The following is a 21,676-nucleotide window of genomic DNA, read 5'->3' as shown; positions in this document are numbered from 1 at the left end:
ATGGCTAAGAAGAGCAAGATCGCGCGCAACGAGCAGCGCAAGGTCATCGTCGAGCGCTACGCCGAGCGTCGTGCCGAGCTGAAGAAGACCCTGGTCGACCCGAACGCCACCGACGAGGCCCGCGAGGCCGCCCGCGTCGGCCTGCAGAAGCTGCCGCGCAACGCGTCGCCGGCTCGCGTGCGTTCGCGCGACGTCATCGACGGCCGCCCCCGTGGTGTCCTCACGAAGTTCGGCATCTCGCGTGTCCGCTTCCGTGACATGGCGCACCGTGGCGAGCTGCCCGGCGTGACCAAGTCGAGCTGGTAAGCACCCAGCGAGAAGGGGCGGGGATCTTCGGATCCTCGCCCCTTTTGCATGCCCGGGAACGCAGGCGATCACGCCGGATCAGGCGCGTATGCCAGGGAGTGCCTGATGCCGCGCGGCGGCCTGAACCCGCGAGCGGGCGCCCGAAAACGTGTGACGCGAGTGGCCAATGTGACGCGACACGCCGGGAAATCGGTCGAAACCCGCGAAATGACGCGGAAATCCGGGTGGCCGTTGGTACATTCGAGGCGGTCACACGACCAACGGGGAGCACCCGCTCCTCGCACCCACACACGATGCGACGGTCCTTCGTCGCTGGAGGATGACATGGCTGACAAGTCCATCACCAAGACCGAGCTCGTCGCGAGCATCGCTTCCGCCACCGGCCAGAGCCAGGCCACCGTCTCCGGTGTCCTCGACTCGCTGTTCGCCACGGTCTCCGACGCCGTCGCCAAGGGCAGCAAGGTCTCCATCCCGGGCTGGATCTCGTTCGAGCAGGTCGACACGGCCGCCCGCACGGGTCGCAACCCGCAGACCGGCGCCGAGATCAAGATCCCGGCCGGCAAGCGCGTCAAGGTGACCGCCGGCTCCAAGCTCAAGGCTGCCGTCAAGTAAGACCGCACCCGTTCGAAGGCCGCCCCCGCTTCGGGGGCGGCCTTCGTGCGTTCTCCCTGCTGCGCGCGCCTAGGCTGGAGGGGTGAGTTCCCGCACCGAGACGCCGCGCCCGACGTCGGCGTACCGTCTCGCCGGCATCGTGATCCTCCTCGTCGCAGCCGGAGCCGCTCTGGTCTGGGCGCTCCTGGTCGGGGGAGGGGCGAACCCGCCGCTGCTGCAGGACCCAGGGCCGGTGGTGCTGTGGGGCACTCCCCTGGCGAAGCTCGTGATGAACATCGCCGGCGCCGTCATGCTCGGCTCCCTCGTTCTGGCGCTCTTCGGACTGCGGGCGGGGGAGCGCACCTTCGACACGGCCCTGAACACCGCGTCCATCGGCGCCGCCGTCTTCACCGTCTCCGCCGGGCTCGCCGGGTTCTTCTCCTTCATGGCCGCCTTCAACCCGCAGCTCAGCATCGAGCGCGAGTTCGGTTCGCAGCTCGGGCGCTTCCTGCTCGAGCTCCCGCTGGGGCAGTCGTGGCTGATCACGACGATCCTGGGCGCCGTCATCACGGTGCTCGCGTTCGCCTGGCGCACCTGGACACCCACGCTGCTCACCGCCCTGCTGGCCGCGGTGTCTTTCCTGCCGCTGGCGACCCAGGGGCACGCGGGGGACCTCGACGGACACAACATGGCCGTCAACTCGATCCTCCTGCACACCATCGGCGCGGCGGCGTGGCTCGGCGGGCTGCTCCTTCTCGTGCTGTTGCGCGGGCAGCACGGGCTCGACCTCCCCCGGCTCGTCGGCCGCTACTCGTCCCTGGCGATCGCGGCCTTCGCGGTCGTCGCCTTCTCCGGCTTCACGCGGTCGATCGTGGCCGTCGGGAGCTGGGAGGCCGTGTGGACGACCCCCTACGGCCTCATCGTCGTCGTCAAGGCCGTCCTGCTCGTCGGCATGGGACTGCTCGGCGCCTGGTACCGCACGCGGCTGATCCCGAAGCTGAACGGCGCCCGCGCCTCCCGGTGGTTCTGGGCTCTGGTCCTCGGCGAGGTGGCGCTCATGGGCCTCGCCTCCGGCGCGGCGGCCGCGCTCGCTCGCACGCCCCCGCCGACCGGGGAGGTCGCCGCGTTCGCGCAGACCCCCGCGCAGATCCTCACCGGCTCGCTGCTGCCGCCGGAGCTCACTCTGGAGCGCTGGTTCACGGCCTGGGACATCGACGTGCTGTGGCTCGTCGCGGCGGGCTTCGGACTCTTCTTCTATCTCGCAGGCGTGCGCCGGCTCCGGCTGCGCGGCGATCGCTGGCCGATCCACCGCACCGTCTTCTGGGTGCTCGGCCTGCTCCTGCTCGTATGGGTGACCGGCGGACCCATCAACGCGTACCAGGAGTACCTCTTCAGCGTGCACATGCTGGGGCACATGATGCTCTCGATGGCGATCCCGCTGCTCCTCGTCTCCGGCGCGCCGATCACCCTCGCGCTGCGCGCCATCCACAAGCGCGACGACGGCACCCGGGGCGGCCGCGAATGGATCATGTGGGCCGTCCACTCGCCGTTCGCGAGGGTCGTGACGCATCCGATCGTGGCGGCGGCGATCTTCATCCTCTCCCTCTGGGCGTTCTACTTCACCGACCTGGTGCGCTGGTCGATGTTCGAGCACCTCGGGCACGAGTGGATGGTCGCCCACTTCCTGATCTCGGGGTACCTCTTCGTGATGAGTCTGATCGGCGCCGACCCGGTGCCGTATCGCCTGCCGTACCCCGGCCGGCTCATCACCCTCATCGCCGTGATGGCCATGCACGCGTTCTTCGGCATGGCGATCATGATGCAGGAGGGGCTCATGGTCGCCGACTGGTTCGGTGCGATGGGCCGCGACTGGGGCGCCGACCCGATGACCGACCAGTACGTGGGCGGTGGCATCGCGTGGTCGATCGGGGAGATCCCGACGCTCATCCTCGCGATCACCGTCGCCATCCAGTGGAGCCGGAGCGACACCAAGCTCCAGCGTCGTCGCGACCGGCATGCCGATCGCACCGGCGATGCCGAGCTGGAGGAGTACAACGCGCGGCTCGCCGACCTCGCGGCCCGGGATCAGCGCGCGGCGGAGCGCCAGGGCCGCTGACCGGGCACCGGTCTCACTTCACGGGATCGTCCGGGGAGCCGACGCGGATCGATGCCGAGCCGTCCGGGAGGATGGCGATGGAGCCGTTGACCCGGAAGGGCACGTCTTCGGAGACCGGCTCCACGGAGCCGTCGAAGAGCGACTGGATCTCGACCTCGACGTGCGCCACGGCGTCGGTGGCCGGGATCTGCCAGTGACCGTCGTCGGACGGCGCGACCATGATCTCGGGCTGCTGGGCGATGGACCACTTCGGCGGCGCGGCGATCCTGTTCTCGACGCGCAGGCCGAACGGGCACGCGGTGGGCTGCAGCACCTCCTGCGTGGTGCACGCGGTGAGGAACTCCTCGACGCGCTCCTGGACCACGTCGACGAACTCCTCCGTCGGCTCGGTCTGCACGTCGAGAGGGGTCACGGCGAGTGGCTCGTCGGCGAGCACGCCGTGCCCGGTGGACTCCGCGATCGCGGTGTCGACCGTCACGGAGTAGAGCCCGGGGGTGAAGACGAGCAGCGGGAGAGGCTCCAGGGGCAACGCCGCGGGCCCGGCGGCGGAGACCTGGCGGCGGTCGACCTCGAACCCGTTCACGGAGAACCGGTCGGCTCCGCGCACCGTGAGCTCGACGACGGCGAGCGGGCTGGTCGTGAACCGCCAGTTCGGTGTGACGCCGGCCCAGCCGTCCTGCGCGACGTGGAACGTGGTGGTGCCGGAGTGGCCGCCGGCGCGGTAGCTGACGGTCACCGCGGTGCCGTCGCCGGAGCGCTCCTCGGATTCGACCTCGACGTCGCTGAGCGGACCGAGGGCGGAGCGGCGCAGCATCGCCTCGGACGCGGCGGGGTCGATCCCGGCGTCATCGAGGGTCTCCCGGTCGATCGCGACACCGGGAACGCGGAGGGCATCGGCGGCTCGCCCCTCGGACAGCAGGTCGAGATAGCGGACCACGAACGCCGACGGGCCGTAGAACTGCCGGTAGAGCGTCGCGCCACCCGCGCCGATCGCGGCCAGCAGGAGGACGCCGATGAGGCCCAGGATCGCCAGATCGGCGCCCAGGCGCGACCGCCGGGGCGCGCGCGTCCCGGCCCGCTCCATGCCGGTCAGTCTAGGAGGACGTCCTGGGGGGACGCCGAGCGTCGGCGGCCCCGTCCCGGACGGGGCACGTAGCATGGGGGAGCGCCCCGTGTCCGCCCCGTCAGCCCTGTGAGAACCGTGTCCCTTCCCGCCCTGTCCGAGGAGCAGCAGGAGCTGTTCCGGCTCATCGAGGACACCAGCGAGCACGTGTTCATCACGGGACGCGCCGGCACCGGGAAGTCCACGCTGCTGCAGCACTTCGCCTGGAACACGAAGAAGCAGATCGCGATCTGCGCTCCGACGGGCGTCGCAGCGTTGAACGTGGAGGGGCAGACGATCCATTCCCTGTTCCGCCTCCCGATCGGCCTCATCGGGGACGGCGACATCGATCAGAACGATGCGACCCGACGCATCCTCAACGCGATCGAGACCCTCGTCATCGATGAGATCTCCATGGTCAACGCCGACCTCATGGACGCCATCGATCGGTCGTTGCGGCAGGCGAGAGGGCGGCGGGGAGAGCCCTTCGGCGGTGTGCAGGTCGTCATGTTCGGCGACCCCTATCAGCTCGCTCCGGTCCCGCCCCGGGGCGATGAGGCTCGGTACGTGAAGGATCACTACCGGTCGTTCTGGTTCTTCGACGCGAAGGTGTGGGCGGGCCCGTCGACAGGCCCTTCGACAGGCTCAGGGACTCAAGAGACCCAGGGGGCGCTGTTCGAGGTCGACACACGGGCGGAGCTGCACGTGCGGGAGCTCGTGCAGATCCACCGCCAGTCGGACGACGGCTTCAAGTCCATGCTCAACGCCGTCCGCTATGGACGGGTGACGGCGGAGATCGCCGGGATCCTCAACGCTCAGGGCGCGCGCACCCCGCCGGAGCCCGAGCCCGGCGAGGTGCCGATGATCACCCTCGCCACCCGCAACGACATCGTGAACAGCATCAACAGCCGGCATCTCGCCGCGCTGCCCGGCAAGGAGCAGACCGCGCGGGCGGAGGTCAACGGCGACTTCGGCCGCGGCGAGGCCTCTCTCCCCGCCGAATCCGAGCTCAAGCTCAAGGTGGGGGCGCAGGTGATGTTCCTGCGCAACGACACTGCGATGACCGGAGAGCCGCCGCGCTGGGTCAACGGCACCATCGGGACGGTGACCCGCATCCTCGGCGGGACCGTGCGGGTGGAGATCGACGGCGAGGAGGTCGACGTCGAGCCGGCCGTCTGGGAGCGGTTCCGGTACGCCTACGACCCCAACACGAAGAAGCTCTCCCGGGACGTCGTCGCCGAGTTCACGCAGTTCCCGCTGCGGCTCGCGTGGGCCGTGACGATCCACAAGTCCCAGGGCAAGACCTACGATCGCGCCGTGATCGACCTGGGCTCCGGGGCCTTCGCGCCGGGGCAGACCTACGTCGCGCTGAGCCGGCTCACGTCGCTGGACGGGCTGTACCTCTCCCGTCCGCTGCGGCCGAGCGACATCCGCGTGGATGAGGACGTGCGCCGGTTCATGCGCGACGCGTGGCTGGCGGCCTCGACGCCGGAGCTGCCGAGGACCTGAGGTCGCTGCCGGGTCAGGCGGCGGCGCGGGCGCGGTCCAGGTCTTCGAAGAGCTCGGTGTTGAAGCGGTACGCCAGCAGCACCTCGTCGATGACGCGCTCGCGCTCCGCCTCGTCCCACGGAGCGGCGTCGAGCTGTTCGCGATAGACGTCCTTGAAGGCGGAGGGGTCGGCGATGTCGTCGAACAGGTAGAAGCCGATGCCGTTGGTCTCGAAGCCGAAGCGCCGCGCCATCACGCGCCCGATGAAGATGCCGCCGGAGAGATCGCCGAGGTACCGGGTGTAGTGGTGCGCCACGAACCCGCCCGCCCACGTCGCGCCCACCTGACGGATGCGGTCGACGTAGCGCTGCGTGGTGGGCAGGGGTGCGATCCGCTCGCGCCACTCGGGGCCGAGGAGGAAGGCGAGATCGGCTTCGAGCGCGGGGAGGCGCGTGAGCTTGTCGCTGAGGAACACGGAGGCCACCGGGTCCTGACGCATCCGCTCTCCCGCGCCTTCGAGGGCGTCGTAGATGAAGTAGTGCTGCGCGACCAGGGCGATGTAGTCCTCGCGCGACCCTTCGCCCTTGAGCAGATCGGACATGAAGCCGGCGGTCTCGCTGCGGGAGTGCGAGCCGGAGGAGCGCTCGCGGAGGGCGGCGGAGAAGGACAGGATCTCGGGCATGGCTTCAGTGTAAGGGCAGCCTAACCTTGGGCGGAAGCCCGAACCGCGCGGGACGACTCAGTCGTGCGGACGCGGTTCGATGCCCAGGCGCGCGCAGGCCGCGTCGTACAGGGCCACGACCTCGCGGCGCACCTCCCGGCGCTCGGTGATCGGACCGCCGGGCCACGGGACACGGAGCTCCGACGTCGAGCCACCGCGGGAGATCTCCCAGACCCCGACCTGCCCGTCGAAGCCGGTCATCACCGCCCCGTCGATCGCCTCCGCGGACGGTTCGGCGAAGGCACGGGCGATGAGGAGGTTGTCGTCCGTGTGGTCGCCGTTCATGTGGCGGAGGACGGCGGCGATCACGTCGGCATCGAAATCATGGGGCACAGGGACACCCTACGACGCCACGCGGGGCCGACTTTCAGCATCCGCGTTCTAGACTCAGGGGACACGTCTTCGGGGGTTCCCACACATGCAGCTTCTCTCGTCGCGCCGGTGGCGCGCCGCAGCGGCCACGGCGGCCGTTCTCGGTCTCGTCCTCACCGGATGCTCCTCCGAGGGCTCCTTCAGCTATACGCCACCCGCGCAGGTCGACGCCACGCTTCCCGACGACACGGTCGCGGCGCTGCAGGGCGCGGTCGACAACGCGCTCGCGGCCTCCGGGGCCAGCGGGGCGATCGTCGGGGTCTGGGTGCCGTGGAGCGGCACCTGGGTCGCCGCCACGGGCACGCAGGACAAGGCGGACGGCGGCGAGCTCTCCACCGACATGTCGTTCCGCATCGCCGACATCACCCGGTTGATGACCTGCGACGTCCTCTACGCGCTCGCCGACGAGGGCACCGTGGAGCTCGACGCGAAGGTGCCGGAGTACGTCTCGGGCGTCGCCGACATGGCCGATGTCACTCTCCTCGATCTGTGCAACGGAACCAGTGGCGCCGGTTCGTCCGAGGCGACGGTCAAGAGCGCGTGGCTGAACACGCCGGAGCGGGTCTGGGCGCCCCTCGAGCTCGCGGGTTACGGTCTCGGCCGCGCGCGCGTCGCTCCGCAGACCACGTTCCGCGACTCCGACGCCGGATACCTTCTCCTCGGCCTCGCGTTGGAGCGCGCCTCGGGGATGAGCGCGCGCGAACTGATCGCCGAGTACGTCACCGAGCCGCTGGAGCTCGCCGACACCTCGCTGCCGTCGCCCGCTGCGGCACCGCCGTCGGAGGGGGCGTCGCTCAGCGGACACTACATGGGAGCCGTCGAGGGCGGTTTCACCTGCGCCGCGCCCGTCGACATCACGACGATGTCCTCCAGCACCGGCTTCACCGATTCGGGTGTGGTGTCGACGATCACCGACCTCGGGCGGTACATGCAGGCCGAGGCCAAGCAGGTGCTGCGCACGAAGGACGAGCCGGACCGCTTCGCGTCGCCGCTCCCCGCGTATGACAAGGCACCATCGTGGTACCAGGCGACCGGTGGCGCCTACATCGTCGGCTCCATGATCGGTCAGCACGGCTGGACTCCCGGCTACGCGACGGCGGCGTACTCCGACCCGACGACCGGCTTCACGGTGGCCGTGGTGCTGAACGACTCCACGGGCGGTGCGCGCTTCGCCCAGCAGCTCTCCTGGGAGCTCGCGGCGATCGCCTCCAAGGCACCCGCGGCGGCCGGGGAGACGGCTCCGGAGTTCGGTCTCCCCTATACGGCCGAGCAGTATCACACGGCCATCGCGAACGCCGCGCTCGCGTGCGTCCCTCCGGCCGGCTGAGCGCGTCTTCGACGAGCAGGAGGTCCGCATGGCGATCGTCGACAACGCCGTCTACGTCGATGGCGTGCGCACCGAGAACCCGCAGAGCCTGAACGACACGTTCGAGCGGATCCGCGAACGACGGGGCATGGGGTGGATCGGTCTGTATCGGCCGAGCCCCGAGGAGATCCGCGCCGTGGCTGACGAGTTCGGCATCCACGAGCTGGTTGTGGAGGACGCGCTCTCCGGGCACCAGCGCGCCAAGCTGGAGCGGTACGGCGACGTGCTGTTCATGGTCCTCCGCCCCGCCCGCTATCTCGACGAGCGCGAGGAGGTCGAGTTCGGCGAGGTGCACGTGCTGGTAGGACCCGACTTCGTCGTGACGATCCGTCATGCGGAGTCGCCGGACCTCGGCCGCGTGCGTCGCCGGCTCGAAGCCGATCCCGCTCTGCTCGCCCACGGCCCTGAGGCGGTGCTCTACGCGATCCTCGACGAGGTCGTCGACGAGTACTCCCCGGTCCTCGCCGGACTCGAGAACGACATCGACGAGATCGAGGGTCAGCTCTTCGAGGAGGACGCGGACGCGACCCAGCGGATCTACGACCTCGGTCGCGAGGTGATCGACTTCCAGCGGGCGACGCAGCCGCTGACCGGCATGCTCGAGGCGCTACTCCGCGGATCGGAGAAGTACCGCGTGAGCGAGGAGCTCCAGCGGTACCTGCGGGACGTCCTCGACCACACCCTGCGCGTGAGCGACAAGGCGACGACCTTCCGCTCCGTCCTCGACAACGCCCTCACGGTCGAGTCGACCATCGTCGCGCGACGCCAGAACGACGAGATGCGACGGATGACGGAACTCAGCATCCGCCAGAACGATGAGGTGAAGAAGATCTCCGGCTGGGCGGCGATCCTCTTCGCTCCGACGCTCGTCGGCACCGTCTACGGCATGAACTTCGACCACATGCCGGAGCTGCACTGGGCACTCGGGTACCCCATGGCGGTGCTGCTCATGGTGGCGATGGGCGTCGGGCTCTACGCGGCGTTCAAGCGCAAGGGCTGGCTGTAGCGCCCGACGACACCGGATCAGTCCTCGCCGTCGGCCTCCGGCATGCCAGGACCGGGGCCCGGGCGCACCTCCGCGTCATCCCGGATGTCGATGCGCGTGTTGCCGTCGTGCTCTGAGACGTCCACGCGCGGCGCGGCGTCGGCCTCCGTGGCATCGGGAGCGGAGGTCAGCTGGTCGTGACGGTTCTCCTCGAACGTCTCGTCAGCGGTGTTGTCAGGCGTGCTCATGGCTCTCCTTCGTGTCGGCGGTCTTCGATCGATTGCGGGTCCATCGGGCGACAGCGTAGAGCACCCCGCCGACGGCGAGGAGGATGGCGCCGAACAGCCACACCTGCGGACGCTGCTGGGTGAGCAGCAGGATGCAGGACGCGATGCCCAGCACCGGGACGAACGTCCACACGCGGAAGTGGTCGTGCTCGACCTTGTCGCGGCGCAGGACCAGCACCGAGATGTTCACGCTCAGGAAGACGACGAGCAGCAGCAGCACGACGGTCTCGGCGAGGGTCGCGAGGTCTCCGACCAGCGTGAGGCCCATCGCCACGAGCGTCGTGGTCAGGATCGCGACCCACGGGGTCTTCCGCTTCGGCAGGACGCGCCCGAGCACCGACGGCAGGAGGTTCTGCTCCGCCATGCCGTAGGTGAGGCGGCTGACCATGATCATCGTGAGCAGCGCACCGTTGGCGACCGCGATGAGGGCGATGAGGCTGAACAGCCAGGACGGGACGCTGACCCCGGTGGCCTCGACGACCGCGAGCAGCGGACCGCTGGACTCCTGCAGCTCGGACGCCGGCAGGGCGACGGCGCTGGCGATGCCGACGAGCACGTACACGACGCCCGCGGTGAGGAGTGCTCCGAACAGCGCGCGGGGATAGGTCCGCCGCGGGTCCTTGACCTCTTCGATCATGTTGGCGGAGGTCTCGAAGCCGACGAAGGAGTAGTACGCGATCACCGCGCCGGAGAGCACCGCCAGCGCGACGTTCGCCCCCTCCGGCACCTGCGTCGCCCGGGACAGGTCGCCGCCCCCGCCGCCGACGAACACCGCCACGACGACGATCACGATGACGAGGCCGCTGAGCTCGATCGCCGTCATCACGAGGTTCGCGCCCATCGACTCGCGGATGCCGCGGGCGTTGAGCAGGCCGACGATCGCGAGGAAGACGATCGCGACCGGGATGGTCGGCAGGTCGATGAAGGTGCTGAGGTAGTCGCCGGCGAAGGCGATGGCGAGACCGGCCGCGCTGGTCACACCCGCCGCGAGCATGCTGAAGCCGACGAGGAAGGAGACCAGCGGGCTGTGGAACGCGCGCTCGGCGAAGACCGCGGCGCCGCCGGCGCGCGGATACTTGGTGACGAGTTCCGCATACGAGCCGGCGGTGAGCATGGCGAGAAGGAGGGCGAGGACGAGCGGTGCCCAGAGCAGACCGCCCACGTCCTCCGACAGCACGCCCATGAGCGCATAGATCCCCGCGCCCAGGACGTCACCGAGGATGAACGCGAACAGGAGGGGGCCGGTGATGGCGCGGCGCAGCCGGGTGGGTGTCTCGGCGCGCGGCTCGGTCTGGGCGGTCATCCTTGCACGGTACGGCCCGGAAGCCGGTGGGGCGACGGGCTTGACAGTCCCGCCGCCAATGAGCCAGCACAGGACGACCGCGCGCTATCCTCAGTGCCGCAAGGCGGGTCGTCGCCCGGACGGTTCCGGGGAGACGGGGGGCCGCCTGCGATCCCACAGAAGGACACTCTCATGATCGGTACACCTCGTAAGGCGCTCGCAGAAGCGATCGCCACGTTCCTCTTCGTCCTCGCCATCATCGCCGCGGTGAACAGCGGAAGCCCGCTCACCCCGCTCGCGATCGGCTTCACGTTGATGGTGCTCGTGTACTCCACGGGCCACATCTCCGGCGCCCACCTCAACCCGGCGGTCTCGCTGGGCGTGTTCCTGCGCGGCGGGCTCAGCGTCGCCGACTTCGTCTCTTACCTCGTCGCGCAGTTCGCCGGCGGGGCGCTCGCCGCTCTCCTGGCTCTCGCCGTCTGGCCGGCGGGGGAGAAGGCGATGGTCATCGAGGTCGGCCCGGCGTTCCTCGTCGAGGCGCTGTTCACCCTGATCCTCGTCTGGGTCGTGCTGAACTCCGCCACCTCGAAGGACACCGCGGGCAACTCGTTCTACGGGCTCGCGATCGGTGCGACCGTCTTCGTCGGTGCGGCGACGGTCGGCTCCATCTCGGGTGGCGGGTTCAACCCGGCGGTGGCGCTCGGCCTCTCGGTCAGCGGGCACTTCGCGTGGAGCTCCCTCTGGCTCTACATCGTGGCTCCTGCGGCCGGTGCGATCATCGCGGCGCTGCTGTTCCGGGTGCTCAACGCCGACGACGCGCGGAAGATCGCTGCGGACGCCGAGTAGACACGATCGACCGGAGCGCCGCATCCTTCCGGGGTGCGGCGCTCCGTCGTCTCGTCACGGGCGGCGCCGACCCCGCCGGCGCAGCGCGGCCGACGCGACGGCGACGATCGTGCCGACGAGGACGCCGATGATCGTCTCCAGGACGCGATCGGTCAAAAGGTCGGCGACCGGTGTGGGTGCGGCCAGGTGCACCATCAGGAGGGCCAGCGGGGTGACGAACACCATCGCGATGCCGTAGTTGCGGCCGATGAACAGCTCGGCCGTCCCCTGCAGGACCACGACGACGGCGATCACGGCGAGAGGCGGCATGTCGAGAGCGAGGATCCCGGCGGCCACCAGCACGCCGAGCAGCGTGCCGACGAGGCGCTGGATGCCGCGGATCACGCGGGCGTTGAGCTGCGCGCCGCTGACCGCCGCCACCGCGCCGACCGCCGCCCAGTACCAGTGAGTGCCGCCGAGGAGCAGGCCCACGACTCCGGCACCGACGATCGCGACGGCGACCGAGGCGGCCATCTCGGCGGCGACCGGGCCCACGGACGGGCGCCGTCGCGGCGGCGCCTCCGCCGTGCTCCGGGTGACCACGGCGACGAGGGCGGTGAGCGCGAGGCCGAAGAGCACGCTCGCCCCGCCGACGAGCAGGACCGCGCCGAAGGAGGCGCCGGTGGCGGGGATGGTCGCGCAGGCCCCGGTCGCGAAGACCGTGAACAGCGGACCGGGCGGGTGCCACTGCAGGACGTAGGCGAGGAGCGTCACGGCCGCCGCGACCAGTGCGACGACGAGGATGCTCAGCACGGCGGGGGCGGCGAGGACCGACAGCGCCGTGCCGATCAGCATCGCGCCGAGCAGCACGCCTCCGGCACTCGCCTGCATGCGGATCCGGTCGCGGAAGACGTCGTGCCGGCCGTAGAGCGCGGCGAAGGCGCCGAAGCTCGCGTAGATGCTGAGGTCGAGCCGGCCGACGGCCCACAGCACGAGCAGCGGGACGGCGACACTGACCGCGGCGCGCAGGGCGACCCGGTGATCCCCGCGGTGCGGGCCGACGCGCAGGACCCCCGTCCACACCCGTCCCTGCGATTCCGTCACCGATCAAGCCTACGTCCGTCGCCCGGCACCGATGTGCGAGGGTGGAGGAGATGACCACTCCGTCTCCGCCGCGCCGCACCCTCCTCGTCGGCTTCGGGAAACTCGGCGCCCGGCTCGCCCCGCTGCTCCTCGGGGACGGAGGCGCCGTCGTGGCACTCCGCCGCAGTGACGGACCCGTGCCGGACGGTGTGCAGGCGCTCACCGCCGACCTCGCCGTCCCGCTCACGGGTCCGCTGCCCGAGGTCGACGCGATGGTGGTGACGCTGCCACCCGGGCCGGACGTGTCGTCGTACCGCACGGCGCTCTCGCACCTCGCGGCGGCGTTGCCGTCCCCGCCCGCGCGGACGCTCTTCGTCTCGTCGACCGGGGTGTTCGACGGCGCCGGTGGCGCCGAGCCGGTGACCGAGCGGGTCGAGCCGGTGCCCACCACGGATCGCGGCCGCGGTCTGCGCGACGGAGAGCGCGCGGCCGTCGAGCTCTTCGACGCCGTGGTCATGCGACCCGCCGGCATCTACGGTCCCGGGCGCGAGTTCCTGCTCCGGAAGGTCCGGGAAGGGGCTCCGTTGGCCCACCGTCGCCGCACGAACCGGATCCACGAGACCGACCTGGTGCGCGCTCTCGACCTGCTGCTGCGGATGCCGGAGCCCCCGGCGCTCGTGCACGCCGTCGACCGGGCGCCCGCTCCTCTGGGAGACGTCATGACCTTCCTCGCCGACCGCCTCGGTCTGCCGGTACCGCCCGACGACGGCAGTGCGCCGAGCGGCTTCGTCTACGACGGCACGCTCTTGCGTTCGGTTCTCGGGGACCTCGCGTACCCGACGTACGAGGACGGGTACGCGGAGATGATCGACCGGAGCTGAGGCATTCCGGGCGTCCGTCGTCCGGCGTACCGTGGGCGCATGACGAATGCGCAGACGGCTGTCGAGGTCGTCGACTGGCGGCGGCGGGTGTTCGCCCTGTACGAAGCGGTGCGGCGGGCCGACTCCCCGGAGGAGGCGCACGAGCTGTGGCGCATCGAACGGGACGAGCTTCTGCTGCGGCACCCGGCGACGCCCCTCCTTCCGGAGGACAGGGCACCGTTCGAGGGACTCCCGATAGCGCCGTACGACTCCGCCTGGCGGTTCGAGCTTCCGATCCTCGACACCGAACCGGCATCCTTCGAGTTCGCGACCGGGACCGACGGCGTCGTGCCGTTCGAGCGCGTCGGCGTCGTGGAGATCACTGACGCCGGATCGCTCGACGTGTGGCGGCTCGCCTCCTACGGCGGCGGGCTGTTCGTGCCGGTGCGCGATGCCTCCGCCGGGCAGAGCGGGGGGACGTACGGCGGCGGGCGCTACCTCATCGACACGATCAAGGGTGCCGACCTCGGGGCCGACCCACGCCGCGGCACGATCGTGCTCGACTTCAATTTCGCGTACAACCCGTCGTGCGCCTACGACCCGGCGTGGGCGTGCCCGCTAGCGCCACCCGGCAACGTGCTGACGGTGCCGATTCCGGTCGGAGAGCTCCGATGAGGCCGCTGCGGTACGCGATCAACGTGACGCTCGACGGCTGCTGCCATCACGAGGCGGGGCTCCCGCCGGATGAGGAGTCGATGCGCTTCTGGACCGCGGAGCTGGAGCGCGCCGACGCTCTGCTCTACGGACGGGTGACGTACGACATGATGCGGGCCGCGTGGCGGCGTCCGGAATCCGGGGTCTGGCCGGACTGGATGGAGGAGTGGGAGACGCCCTTCGCCGAGGTCATCGATGGCATGCCGAAGCACGTGGTCTCGGCGACGCTCGATGCCGTCGACTGGAACGCGGACCTCGTGCGCGGCGATCTCTCGGAGGCGGTGCGGCAGCTGAAGGATGAGCCGGGGGCGGGCCTGTCGGTCGGTGGAGTGACCCTGCCCGCGAAACTCGCGGACCTCGGGTTGATCGACGAGTACGTGTTCGTGGTGCATCCGGTCGTCGCGGGGCACGGCCCTCGGCTGCTCGACGGCGTGCACGAGCGTCTTCGGCTCGAACTCGTGGAGCGGCGGGAGTTCCGCTCCGGTGCCGTCATGCAGCGGTATCGTCCGGTGGCCTGAGCGGGTGCACCGGTCTCTACCGTGATCACCTCGCGTCAGCGACGCGTCCTGAGGTCGGTCGCCCCGGCCACCAGATGCGGTCACCGACGAGCGCGAAGAGCGCCGGGACGATCACGGTCCTGACCACCAGGGTGTCGACGATCACGCCCACGCCGACGATCAGCCCGAGCTGCCCGAGGGTCACCAGCGGCAGGACGCCGAGCGCCGCGAAAACGGCGGCGAGGACGACGCCGGCGCTCGCGATCACGCTGCCGGTGTGTGCGACGGCTTCGACCATGCCCACCCGAGTGCCCCGCAGCGCCGCTTCGGTCCGCGCACGGTGGACGAGGAAGATCGTGTAGTCGATGCCGAGGGCGACCAGGAACAGGAAGGCCAGCAGCGGCACCGGGAGATCGAGCGCGTGCTGTCCGAACAGCACGCGACTGAGCCAGGCCCCGGCACCGATGGCGGCCACGGCGCTCGCCACATTGACGGCGAGGAGCAGCAGCGGGGCGACCAGCGACCGCAGCAGGAACACGAGCACCAGGAAGCTCGCCGCCAGGACCAGGGGCACCACGACGCCGAGATCCGCGAGGTTCCCGGCACGGGCGTCGAGATCCGTCGCCACCGCACCGCCGACGACCGCCCCGGCCCCCGGCACAGCGTGCACGGCATCGCGGAGTCCGGTGATCTGGGCGAGGCTCTCCTCGGTGCTGGGCGCATACTCGCTGGTCACCAGGATCTTCGTGAGCCTCTCATCATCCGTCCTCCCGACAGGAGTGGCGCGGACGACGCCGTCGACCTCCCTCGCCGCCGTGAGCACGGGATCCGCCTCGCCGCTGTCCGTGACGATGAGGATCGGCTGCGCCTCTCCTGCCGGGAAGTGGTTCGAGAGCACCTCGAGACCCGTCGCGGACTCGGACGGGACCCGGAACTTGTCGACCTGGTCGAGCCCGACGGTCGTCCCGACGAGGCCGACCGTCATCACGGCCAGCAGGGCCGCACCCCCGAGGAGGCTCACGACCGGCCGGCTCACGACGCGCGTCGCGATCGTCCGCCACACGCCGCCGCGCCGTGCGGCAGCTCCGGGACGAGGGACGAACGGCCAGAACACGTTCCGTCCGCACACCGCCAGCAGGGGAGGCAGCAGGAAGAGGACGGACGCCAGGGCGACCAGCAGGCCGATCGCGGAGGAGACGCCGAGCCCGTGCGTGCCGGGGATCACCGCGAGGACGAGCGTCAAGAGTGCGAGGACGACGGTGAGGTTCGAGGCGAGGATCGCTGGAGCGGTCCGCCGCCACGCGGTGCTGAGCGCGCGGCGATGGCTCGCGGTGGTGGCGAGCTCTTCCCGGTACCTCGAGATCAGGAGGAGGGCGTAGTTGGTCCCGGCGCCGAAGACGAGCACGCTGATGATCCCGGCGTCGAACTGCAGGTCCCACGCGGAACCGGCAGCCGCGGTCAGGCGGCCGGCGAGTCCGTCGGCCAGGCCGACGGCGGCGAGCGGCAGCAGCCACAGCACCGGTGACCGGTACGTGACGATGAGGAGTACCGCGACGATCAGGATGGTCACGAGCAGCAGGGTGAAGTCGGCCCCTTCGAAGGAGGCGGCGATATCGGCGCCGAACGCCGGGCCCCCGGTCACGAGCAGGTTCATCCCATCCGGGGCGTGCTCGTCGACGTCGGCGCGGAGCGCCGAGATCACGGCGGCGGTGTCGGTGCTCGTCTGACCGACCGCGATCGGCGTCACCAGAACTGCGGCCTTCTCGTCCTCGCTCACGAGAGGCCCGGTCGGATCCGCGTCCGCGTGCGTGCCGAGCACCGGGAGGAGACTGTCGAGGGCGTCGACGTCCTGTGCCGAGAGCGTCGCGCCGTCGTTGCGCGACGCGACCACGATCACGGACTCGCGATCCGCGTTGGGGAACTCGGCCAGCAGGGCGCTCGCTCGCGCCGACTCCGATCCCGCGGGGGCCTGCTCGTTGCCGGCCGGGGCCTTCGCCGACCCGAACAGGCCGAAGAGAGCCGTCATGATCAGGAGGACCACGCCGAGCATGATCCATGCGCCGCCACGGGAGGTCATCCACTCGGGAAAGCGCCGAAGAGCGCGAGAATGTGCCATACCTGTCACTCCACCAGGAGCGTCGTGCGGCGACATCGTCAAGACGATGGAGGGAAGTCTCCCTCTTTCGATGGATGCCGGCCGGTCAGCGAGGGGGACGCCGAACCGGTCGCGTCGAGGCGAGGATCAGAGATGTGGAGGGGCTGACGGGAATCGAACCCGCGCTGTCTGCTTGGGAAGCAGAAGTTCTACCATTGAACTACAGCCCCGTACCCGCCCGAGAGCAGGTGGAGCAAGCCTACCTGTCGCAGGCCGGATGGCCAAAGCGCGGGTCGCTCGTGACTAGGCTTGTGCCGTGCTTCTCAGCGATCGCGATATCAGAGCAGAACTCGCCTCCGGCCGCGTCGGCCTGGAACCGCATGCGCCGGAGATGATCCAGCCGTCGAGCATCGATGTGCGGCTGGACCGCTACTTCCGCCTGTTCGACAACCACAAGTACCCGTTCATCGATCCCTCGGTCGATCAGCCCGAGCTCACACGGCTGATCGAGGTCGACCCGGACGAGCCCTTCATCCTGCACCCCGGCGAGTTCGCGCTGGGGGCCACGTTCGAGCAGGTCACCCTGCCGGACGACATCGCCGCCCGGCTGGAGGGCAAGTCCTCTCTCGGCCGCCTCGGGCTCATCACCCACTCGACCGCCGGTTTCATCGACCCGGGTTTCTCCGGGCATGTGACCCTGGAGCTCGCGAACGTGGCTACGCTGCCGATCAAGCTGTGGCCCGGCATGAAGATCGGCCAGCTCTGCTTCTTCCGGCTCACCTCGCCGGCGGAGAACCCGTACGGCTCCGGCCCCTACGGCAACCGCTACCAGGGCCAGCGAGGACCGACGGCGTCCCGCTCCTTCCAGAACTTCCACCGCACGGACGTGGGTGTGACCGACATCGGAGCCGTCGGAGGCTGACATGAGCGACGCGAGCGGGACCACCCCCGACGAGCCTGGGGCGCCGTACGAGGCAGTGCCGCCGGACGCGGCGGGACCGGAGATCGCTCCCGCCGATGCGGTGATCCCGTCCGCCGATGACGTGATCCCGCCCCCGCCACCGGAGACGCCGATTCCGGAGGGACTGCTGGCGGCGCCGGACGCCGCAGGAGATGTGCTTCCGGCCCCGACCCGTCGCTCGGAACGATCCCGTCCGACGCCCGCGATCCTCCAGGGTGAGCAGCCCGCGGCGGCCGCCGACGACTGGGCGCAGCGATCGATCGCGCCGGAGGTCGCCGACACCGGGAGCTACCGGGTGCTCGCCGTCGCGGTCTTCGTCGTGCTGTTCCTGCTGCTCGCGGCGGCCGTGGTGATGCTCGTGGTGCTGATCACCACTGTCGGGCTGCCGTTCGCGGCGGCCGGCCCGGACGCGGGCTTCCTGCCGATCCGGGTGTAGCGCTGCGGAGGGCGGCGGCCCGGTCTGCCGGTGCGGCGTCGGTGGCTGCCCGTCCCGTCGCGGTGCCGAGCGCATCGACGGCGTCGAGCCCTCCGGTCACGAGGGCGACCACCGCATCGAGGGTCGGGTCCGCCGACAGCACTTTCGTATGGCCGAGACCCACGGTGCGGACGAGGCGGGAGCGGCTGCGGTGGGCGGCGTGCAGCCTGAGGGTGTCCTGGTCGGTCATCCGGCGGTCGCCCCGATCGTGCACGAGGAGCAGCGCGGTGTCGGCGGGCAGAGGATCCGCGGCCGCGTCGTATCGCTCGGCGGCGGAGGCGGAATCGAGGCCGAGTCGGCGGTGGAAGCGGGTGCGGAGCCGTTCCGTGGTGGCGGGGTCGAGGCGGAGGTCGTGCGCGAACTGGGCGAGGAAAGCCTCGGGAGCCGCGGCACCGGCGACGACGGCGACGGCGGGGACCGGGCCGGACGTCCGGGCGACGGTCAGTGCCGCGAGACCCCCGAAGGAGTGGCCGATGAGGGCGGAGAAGGGGCCGTGGGTGTGTTCCAGCTCCTGCGCGGCCTCGACCCAGTCGCGGATGTCGGTCCTCCGCCCGCCGGAGGAGCCGTGGGCCGGAGCGTCGAAGGCGACGACCCGGAGCCCCTCGGCGACGAGCTCCCGCACGAGTGGCGCGAACTGCGAGGCGCGGCCACGCCAGCCGTGCAGAAGCAGCACGGTGCGCGGACCCCCGCCCCACGTGTAGGTCGTGACGGGGATGTCGCGCACGAGGATGCTCCCGCGGCGGGCGGCCTCATGGGTCGCGGCGTCGACGGCACGCACGGCCATCCGCGGGCGGGTGGAGAAGAACAGCCGGTATGCGAGGTCGCCGGCGAGGCGGGGAGTGACACGTCCCACAGCGGGGAGGGTGCGGACGAGGAGGGTGGACGCGGACGGCATGGGGCTCCTTCACCGAACTATACGAACGATCATCCGTATAGTAGGCGAACGATCGTTCGTATACTAGAGGTGTGACGGACACGGTGATGCAGGATGGCCGGCGGGCGCGGGGCGACGCCTCCCGCCGCATCGTGCTGGAGAGTGCGACCGACCTCGCCTCCGTCGAGGGGTTGGACGGCGTGACGATCGGGCGCCTCGCCGCGGCCTCGGGGTCGAGCAAGAGCAGCATCGCGACGCTGTTCCAGAGCAAGGAGGGCCTGCAGCTCGCGACGGTCGCCGCCGCTCGGGACATCTTCGTCGCGCGGATCATCGAGCCTGCCCGCGCCCAGCCGAGAGGAGCGCATCGCCTGGCCGCGCTCCTCCACAACGCCTTGGTCTACTCGAAGGACCGCGTCTTCACGGGCGGCTGCTTCTTCGCGGCGACTGCGGCGGACGTCGACTCCAAGCCCGGCCCCGTGAGCGATGCCGTGCAGGCAGCCCTCGTCGACTGGTACGGGTACCTCGAGGCCCAGCTGCGGTTCGCCGCGGCGGAGGGCGAGGTCGACGCGGCCGACGTCGAGGTCCTGGCCTTCGAGCTCGTCGCCCTCAATGAGCAGGCCAACGCGCGGTCGCTCCTCCTGCGGAGCGACAAGCCGTACGGGCTCGCGGCGGCCGCCATGCGCGCGCGCCTCCGTGACGCCGGTACCCCCGACACCGCCCTCGCTCTCCTCGCCCTCTAGCCCCATCCCGCGGCCGGGGCCCCGTCCCCCTGCGGGATCACGAACGCCCCGCAATCCCGCTTCGAAGGCCCGCTTCTGATCCCGTCCGACGGCCGGGTCTGCCCCCTTCGCGTGCGGGATGAGAATCGGGCCCCGAGATCCGTCGGAAGGGGCGTTTCTGATCCCGCCCGACGGCCGGACCGTCCGCTCTTTGGCTCGCAGGATGGGAATCGGGCCCCGAGATCCACCGGAAGGGGCGCTTCTGATCTCGTTCGGAGAGTGGGTGCTCGCGTCGCCGAGGTGTGGGATCGAGAATGTGCCCCGGAACGGCTTGGGAGGCGCGACTCTGATCCCGTCTCGGCTCAGGGCGCTTCGCCCGCGTCTCCGCCTCGGGGCGCACTGGGGTGCGGGTGGGGGATTGGGAAAGTGCCACGGGGGCGCCCGAAGGTGCGGAAGTGATCCCGGTTACGGTTTCGCGAAGCGCAAAGCGCCTCACCCGGGAGTCGGGTGAGGCGCTTGGAGGGGGACGGTCAGGCGGCGTGGCCGTGGCGGAATCCGGCGTCGAAGCCGCGCTCGAATGCGCGCGCCGCCATCCGCTGCGCCCGATGGCCGTGGCCGTGGCCGTGGCCGTGGCCGCGATGCGCGTGGCCGTGATCACGGTGTGCGTGACCGTCGTGGTGACCGCGTCCGCGGTACCCGCCGTCCTCGTCGCCATCGTGTCCGGCACCGAAGCCGCGCCGGGGCTCGAAGTCCCCGGGGCCGAAGCCGTGTCCGGGTCCGAAGCCGTGCCCGTGCCCGTGCCGGCGGCCGAAGCCGTGCCGGGGGCCGAAGCCGAACCCGGGGCGCCGCTTCCGGGGGAGAGGAGTCTCCTCGTCCCAGTCGAAGGCGCGAGCGATCTTCTCGAGTGCAGCGAGGGTCGTCGCCATCTCCTCGTCGGAGACGGCGCCGGCGACCTTCGCGCGGATGCTGTCGACGGCGGCGCCGAGACGTTCCTTCGCCGCGCGGCCTTCCTCGGTGAGTGTCCACCCGTCGCCGTCCGCTTCGACCCAGCCGCGGTCGACGAGGTCGTGCAGCTTGTGCGGGTTCAGCGGGCGGCGCGAGGGCGCCGAGCCGTCGACGACGTTCAGCAACCGCCAGTCGCGACGGGTCGCGCCCTCCGCGGCGAAGGCGGTGGCGAATTCCTGGGCCATCAGGCGATCCACGGCCTTGAGCCAGTAGCCGAACGGACGGGAGCTGTTGTCAGAGGTGTTGTCTGTCGTGGTGTTCATGGTGATCCTTCATGGTCTGTGGTGCACCGATGACGGATGTCATCCGACATATCAATGTCAGTGTGCATGTGCATGCAGTGTGACATGGATGGGAGACGCATGTCAAGCTGCATGTAAAATCGGGGCATGGCCACCGATCCGATCGATCCCGCGTCCCCCGACGCCGCCGAAGCGATCGCGCAGGCGCTTTCCCGACTGCGCGGACGCCGCCCCGGACCCGGCGGTCGCGAGCACGGCGGGCCGCACGGTGCACACGGTCACGGCCCTCACGGCGACCCGCACGAGCACTTCGCTCACCATCGTGGTCACCCGGGGATGCCGCCCTGGATGGCCGACGGCGGCCGCCTCGGCGGACCGGCCCGTCTCCGCATGCTCGAGGCGCTCGCCGCCGCGCCGGAGCCCCTGAGCGTGAGCGCGCTCGGGCAGGCGATCGGCGTGGATCAGCCGCGGGCGTCCCGGCTCGTGCAGCAGGGCGTGCAGGCCGGGCACGTGCGGCGCGAGGCCGATCCGGACGACGCCCGCCGCACCCGCATCGCGTTGACCGAGGAGGGCCGGCGGCTCGCCCGCGGGATGCGGGGGGAACGCCGCGAGATGCTCGGCCGCGCGCTGGAGTCCTTCACCGAGGAGGAGCGCACCGAGCTCGCGCGGCTGCTCACCAAGCTCGCCGACAACTGGAGCGCCTGACCGGC

At 70.7% G+C, this 21,676-nt stretch carries 23 protein-coding genes and 1 tRNA gene; 14 read left to right on the top strand and 10 right to left on the bottom strand.

The window, feature by feature from the left end; translation table 11 throughout:
* From rpsN to ACIGJI_RS14585, 3 genes are all read left to right on the top strand, one after another.
* Complete coding sequence (gene rpsN / locus ACIGJI_RS14595; RefSeq protein WP_017829734.1) at nt 1-306, top strand: 30S ribosomal protein S14; 306 nt, start codon at nt 1-3, stop codon at nt 304-306.
* 324 nt (nt 307-630) lie between these two features.
* Nucleotides 631-918, top strand: a complete 288-nt coding sequence (locus ACIGJI_RS14590) for an HU family DNA-binding protein (protein WP_017203554.1) — start codon at nt 631-633, stop codon at nt 916-918.
* Between the two features lie 82 nt (nt 919-1,000).
* Entirely contained in the window at nt 1,001-3,013 is a 2,013-nt protein-coding gene (locus tag ACIGJI_RS14585) for a cytochrome c oxidase assembly protein (RefSeq protein WP_363446168.1), read from the top strand.
* 13 nt (nt 3,014-3,026) lie between these two features.
* On the opposite strand, the gene ACIGJI_RS14580 is transcribed toward ACIGJI_RS14585, so the two are convergent.
* Nucleotides 3,027-4,097, bottom strand: a complete 1,071-nt coding sequence (locus ACIGJI_RS14580) for a hypothetical protein (protein ID WP_363446170.1) — start codon at nt 4,095-4,097, stop codon at nt 3,027-3,029.
* A 117-nt stretch (nt 4,098-4,214) separates the two neighbouring features.
* On the opposite strand from ACIGJI_RS14580, the gene ACIGJI_RS14575 reads away from it, so the two are divergent.
* Nucleotides 4,215-5,624, top strand: coding sequence for an AAA family ATPase (locus ACIGJI_RS14575; RefSeq protein WP_363446171.1), 1,410 nt, complete (start codon nt 4,215-4,217; stop codon nt 5,622-5,624).
* 13 nt (nt 5,625-5,637) lie between these two features.
* Here the strand turns inward: ACIGJI_RS14575 and ACIGJI_RS14570 are convergent, their stop codons facing one another.
* Both ACIGJI_RS14570 and ACIGJI_RS14565 read right to left on the bottom strand, forming a co-directional pair.
* Nucleotides 5,638-6,285, bottom strand: a complete 648-nt coding sequence (locus ACIGJI_RS14570; protein ID WP_060922936.1) for a heme oxygenase (biliverdin-producing) — start codon at nt 6,283-6,285, stop codon at nt 5,638-5,640.
* A 57-nt stretch (nt 6,286-6,342) separates the two neighbouring features.
* On the bottom strand, nt 6,343-6,657 hold the full coding sequence (locus ACIGJI_RS14565) for a DUF2470 domain-containing protein (protein WP_232089122.1): 315 nt from the start codon (nt 6,655-6,657) through the stop codon (nt 6,343-6,345).
* A gap of 85 nt (nt 6,658-6,742) precedes the next feature.
* Here ACIGJI_RS14565 and ACIGJI_RS14560 point away from each other — a divergent pair, with 85 nt between their 5' ends.
* On the top strand, nt 6,743-8,023 hold the full coding sequence (locus ACIGJI_RS14560) for a serine hydrolase domain-containing protein (RefSeq protein ID WP_363446172.1): 1,281 nt from the start codon (nt 6,743-6,745) through the stop codon (nt 8,021-8,023).
* Between the two features lie 28 nt (nt 8,024-8,051).
* Nucleotides 8,052-9,068, top strand: a complete 1,017-nt coding sequence (gene corA / locus ACIGJI_RS14555; protein ID WP_187662680.1) for a magnesium/cobalt transporter CorA — start codon at nt 8,052-8,054, stop codon at nt 9,066-9,068.
* 17 nt (nt 9,069-9,085) lie between these two features.
* Here the strand turns inward: corA and ACIGJI_RS14550 are convergent, their stop codons facing one another.
* Nucleotides 9,086-9,295, bottom strand: coding sequence for a multidrug transporter (locus tag ACIGJI_RS14550; protein ID WP_187662679.1), 210 nt, complete (start codon nt 9,293-9,295; stop codon nt 9,086-9,088).
* Nucleotides 9,282-10,637 carry an APC family permease gene (locus ACIGJI_RS14545; RefSeq protein WP_187662678.1) on the bottom strand — a complete coding sequence of 452 codons (1,356 nt, stop codon included), beginning with the start codon at nt 10,635-10,637 and terminating at the stop codon, nt 9,282-9,284. The genes ACIGJI_RS14550 and ACIGJI_RS14545 overlap by 14 nt, the downstream gene beginning before the upstream one ends.
* A gap of 171 nt (nt 10,638-10,808) precedes the next feature.
* Between ACIGJI_RS14545 and ACIGJI_RS14540 the strand changes: the two genes are divergently transcribed.
* Nucleotides 10,809-11,462, top strand: coding sequence for an aquaporin (locus tag ACIGJI_RS14540; RefSeq protein WP_363446174.1), 654 nt, complete (start codon nt 10,809-10,811; stop codon nt 11,460-11,462).
* A gap of 54 nt (nt 11,463-11,516) precedes the next feature.
* On the opposite strand, the gene ACIGJI_RS14535 is transcribed toward ACIGJI_RS14540, so the two are convergent.
* Nucleotides 11,517-12,545 (bottom strand): FUSC family protein, encoded by a 1,029-nt coding sequence (locus ACIGJI_RS14535; RefSeq protein WP_363446176.1) that lies wholly within the window; start codon nt 12,543-12,545, stop codon nt 11,517-11,519.
* A gap of 50 nt (nt 12,546-12,595) precedes the next feature.
* On the opposite strand from ACIGJI_RS14535, the gene ACIGJI_RS14530 reads away from it, so the two are divergent.
* Genes ACIGJI_RS14530 through ACIGJI_RS14520 form a run of 3 tightly spaced genes read left to right on the top strand, consistent with a single transcriptional unit; the run spans nt 12,596 to nt 14,616 of the window.
* The gene (locus ACIGJI_RS14530; RefSeq protein ID WP_363446178.1) at nt 12,596-13,405 is read left to right on the top strand and encodes a hypothetical protein; all 810 of its coding nucleotides are present in this window, start codon (nt 12,596-12,598) and stop codon (nt 13,403-13,405) included.
* Nucleotides 13,406-13,444: 39 nt separating this feature from the next.
* Nucleotides 13,445-14,059 carry a DUF1684 domain-containing protein gene (locus tag ACIGJI_RS14525; protein ID WP_363446180.1) on the top strand — a complete coding sequence of 205 codons (615 nt, stop codon included), beginning with the start codon at nt 13,445-13,447 and terminating at the stop codon, nt 14,057-14,059.
* Nucleotides 14,056-14,616, top strand: a complete 561-nt coding sequence (locus tag ACIGJI_RS14520) for a dihydrofolate reductase family protein (RefSeq protein WP_363446182.1) — start codon at nt 14,056-14,058, stop codon at nt 14,614-14,616. The genes ACIGJI_RS14525 and ACIGJI_RS14520 overlap by 4 nt, the downstream gene beginning before the upstream one ends.
* 25 nt (nt 14,617-14,641) lie before the next feature.
* Here the strand turns inward: ACIGJI_RS14520 and ACIGJI_RS14515 are convergent, their stop codons facing one another.
* Nucleotides 14,642-16,672: an MMPL family transporter gene (locus ACIGJI_RS14515; protein ID WP_363446184.1), complete on the bottom strand. Its 2,031-nt coding sequence runs from the start codon at nt 16,670-16,672 to the stop codon at nt 14,642-14,644.
* 174 nt (nt 16,673-16,846) lie between these two features.
* Nucleotides 16,847-16,920 (bottom strand) — tRNA-Gly (locus ACIGJI_RS14510).
* A gap of 86 nt (nt 16,921-17,006) precedes the next feature.
* Between ACIGJI_RS14510 and dcd the strand changes: the two genes are divergently transcribed.
* Nucleotides 17,007-17,612, top strand: coding sequence for a dCTP deaminase (gene dcd / locus ACIGJI_RS14505; RefSeq protein ID WP_025102697.1), 606 nt, complete (start codon nt 17,007-17,009; stop codon nt 17,610-17,612).
* A 1-nt stretch (nt 17,613) separates the two neighbouring features.
* Nucleotides 17,614-18,087, top strand: a complete 474-nt coding sequence (locus tag ACIGJI_RS14500) for a hypothetical protein (protein ID WP_363446186.1) — start codon at nt 17,614-17,616, stop codon at nt 18,085-18,087.
* On the opposite strand, the gene ACIGJI_RS14495 is transcribed toward ACIGJI_RS14500, so the two are convergent.
* Nucleotides 18,020-19,021, bottom strand: a complete 1,002-nt coding sequence (locus ACIGJI_RS14495; RefSeq protein ID WP_363446188.1) for an alpha/beta hydrolase — start codon at nt 19,019-19,021, stop codon at nt 18,020-18,022. The genes ACIGJI_RS14500 and ACIGJI_RS14495 overlap by 68 nt on opposite strands.
* 71 nt (nt 19,022-19,092) lie before the next feature.
* Here ACIGJI_RS14495 and ACIGJI_RS14490 point away from each other — a divergent pair, with 71 nt between their 5' ends.
* Nucleotides 19,093-19,740: a TetR family transcriptional regulator C-terminal domain-containing protein gene (locus ACIGJI_RS14490; protein ID WP_280564479.1), complete on the top strand. Its 648-nt coding sequence runs from the start codon at nt 19,093-19,095 to the stop codon at nt 19,738-19,740.
* A gap of 509 nt (nt 19,741-20,249) precedes the next feature.
* On the opposite strand, the gene ACIGJI_RS14485 is transcribed toward ACIGJI_RS14490, so the two are convergent.
* Nucleotides 20,250-20,987 carry a hypothetical protein gene (locus tag ACIGJI_RS14485; RefSeq protein ID WP_363446190.1) on the bottom strand — a complete coding sequence of 246 codons (738 nt, stop codon included), beginning with the start codon at nt 20,985-20,987 and terminating at the stop codon, nt 20,250-20,252.
* A 126-nt stretch (nt 20,988-21,113) separates the two neighbouring features.
* Between ACIGJI_RS14485 and ACIGJI_RS14480 the strand changes: the two genes are divergently transcribed.
* Nucleotides 21,114-21,671, top strand: coding sequence for a MarR family transcriptional regulator (locus ACIGJI_RS14480; RefSeq protein ID WP_363446192.1), 558 nt, complete (start codon nt 21,114-21,116; stop codon nt 21,669-21,671).
* The last annotated feature ends 5 nt before the right edge of the window (nt 21,672-21,676 follow it).

The organism is Microbacterium sp. NPDC064978 (genome assembly GCF_044543605.1).
Taxonomy (GTDB): domain Bacteria; phylum Actinomycetota; class Actinomycetes; order Actinomycetales; family Microbacteriaceae; genus Microbacterium; species Microbacterium meiriae.
This window is presented reverse-complemented; position numbering and strand designations above follow the sequence as displayed.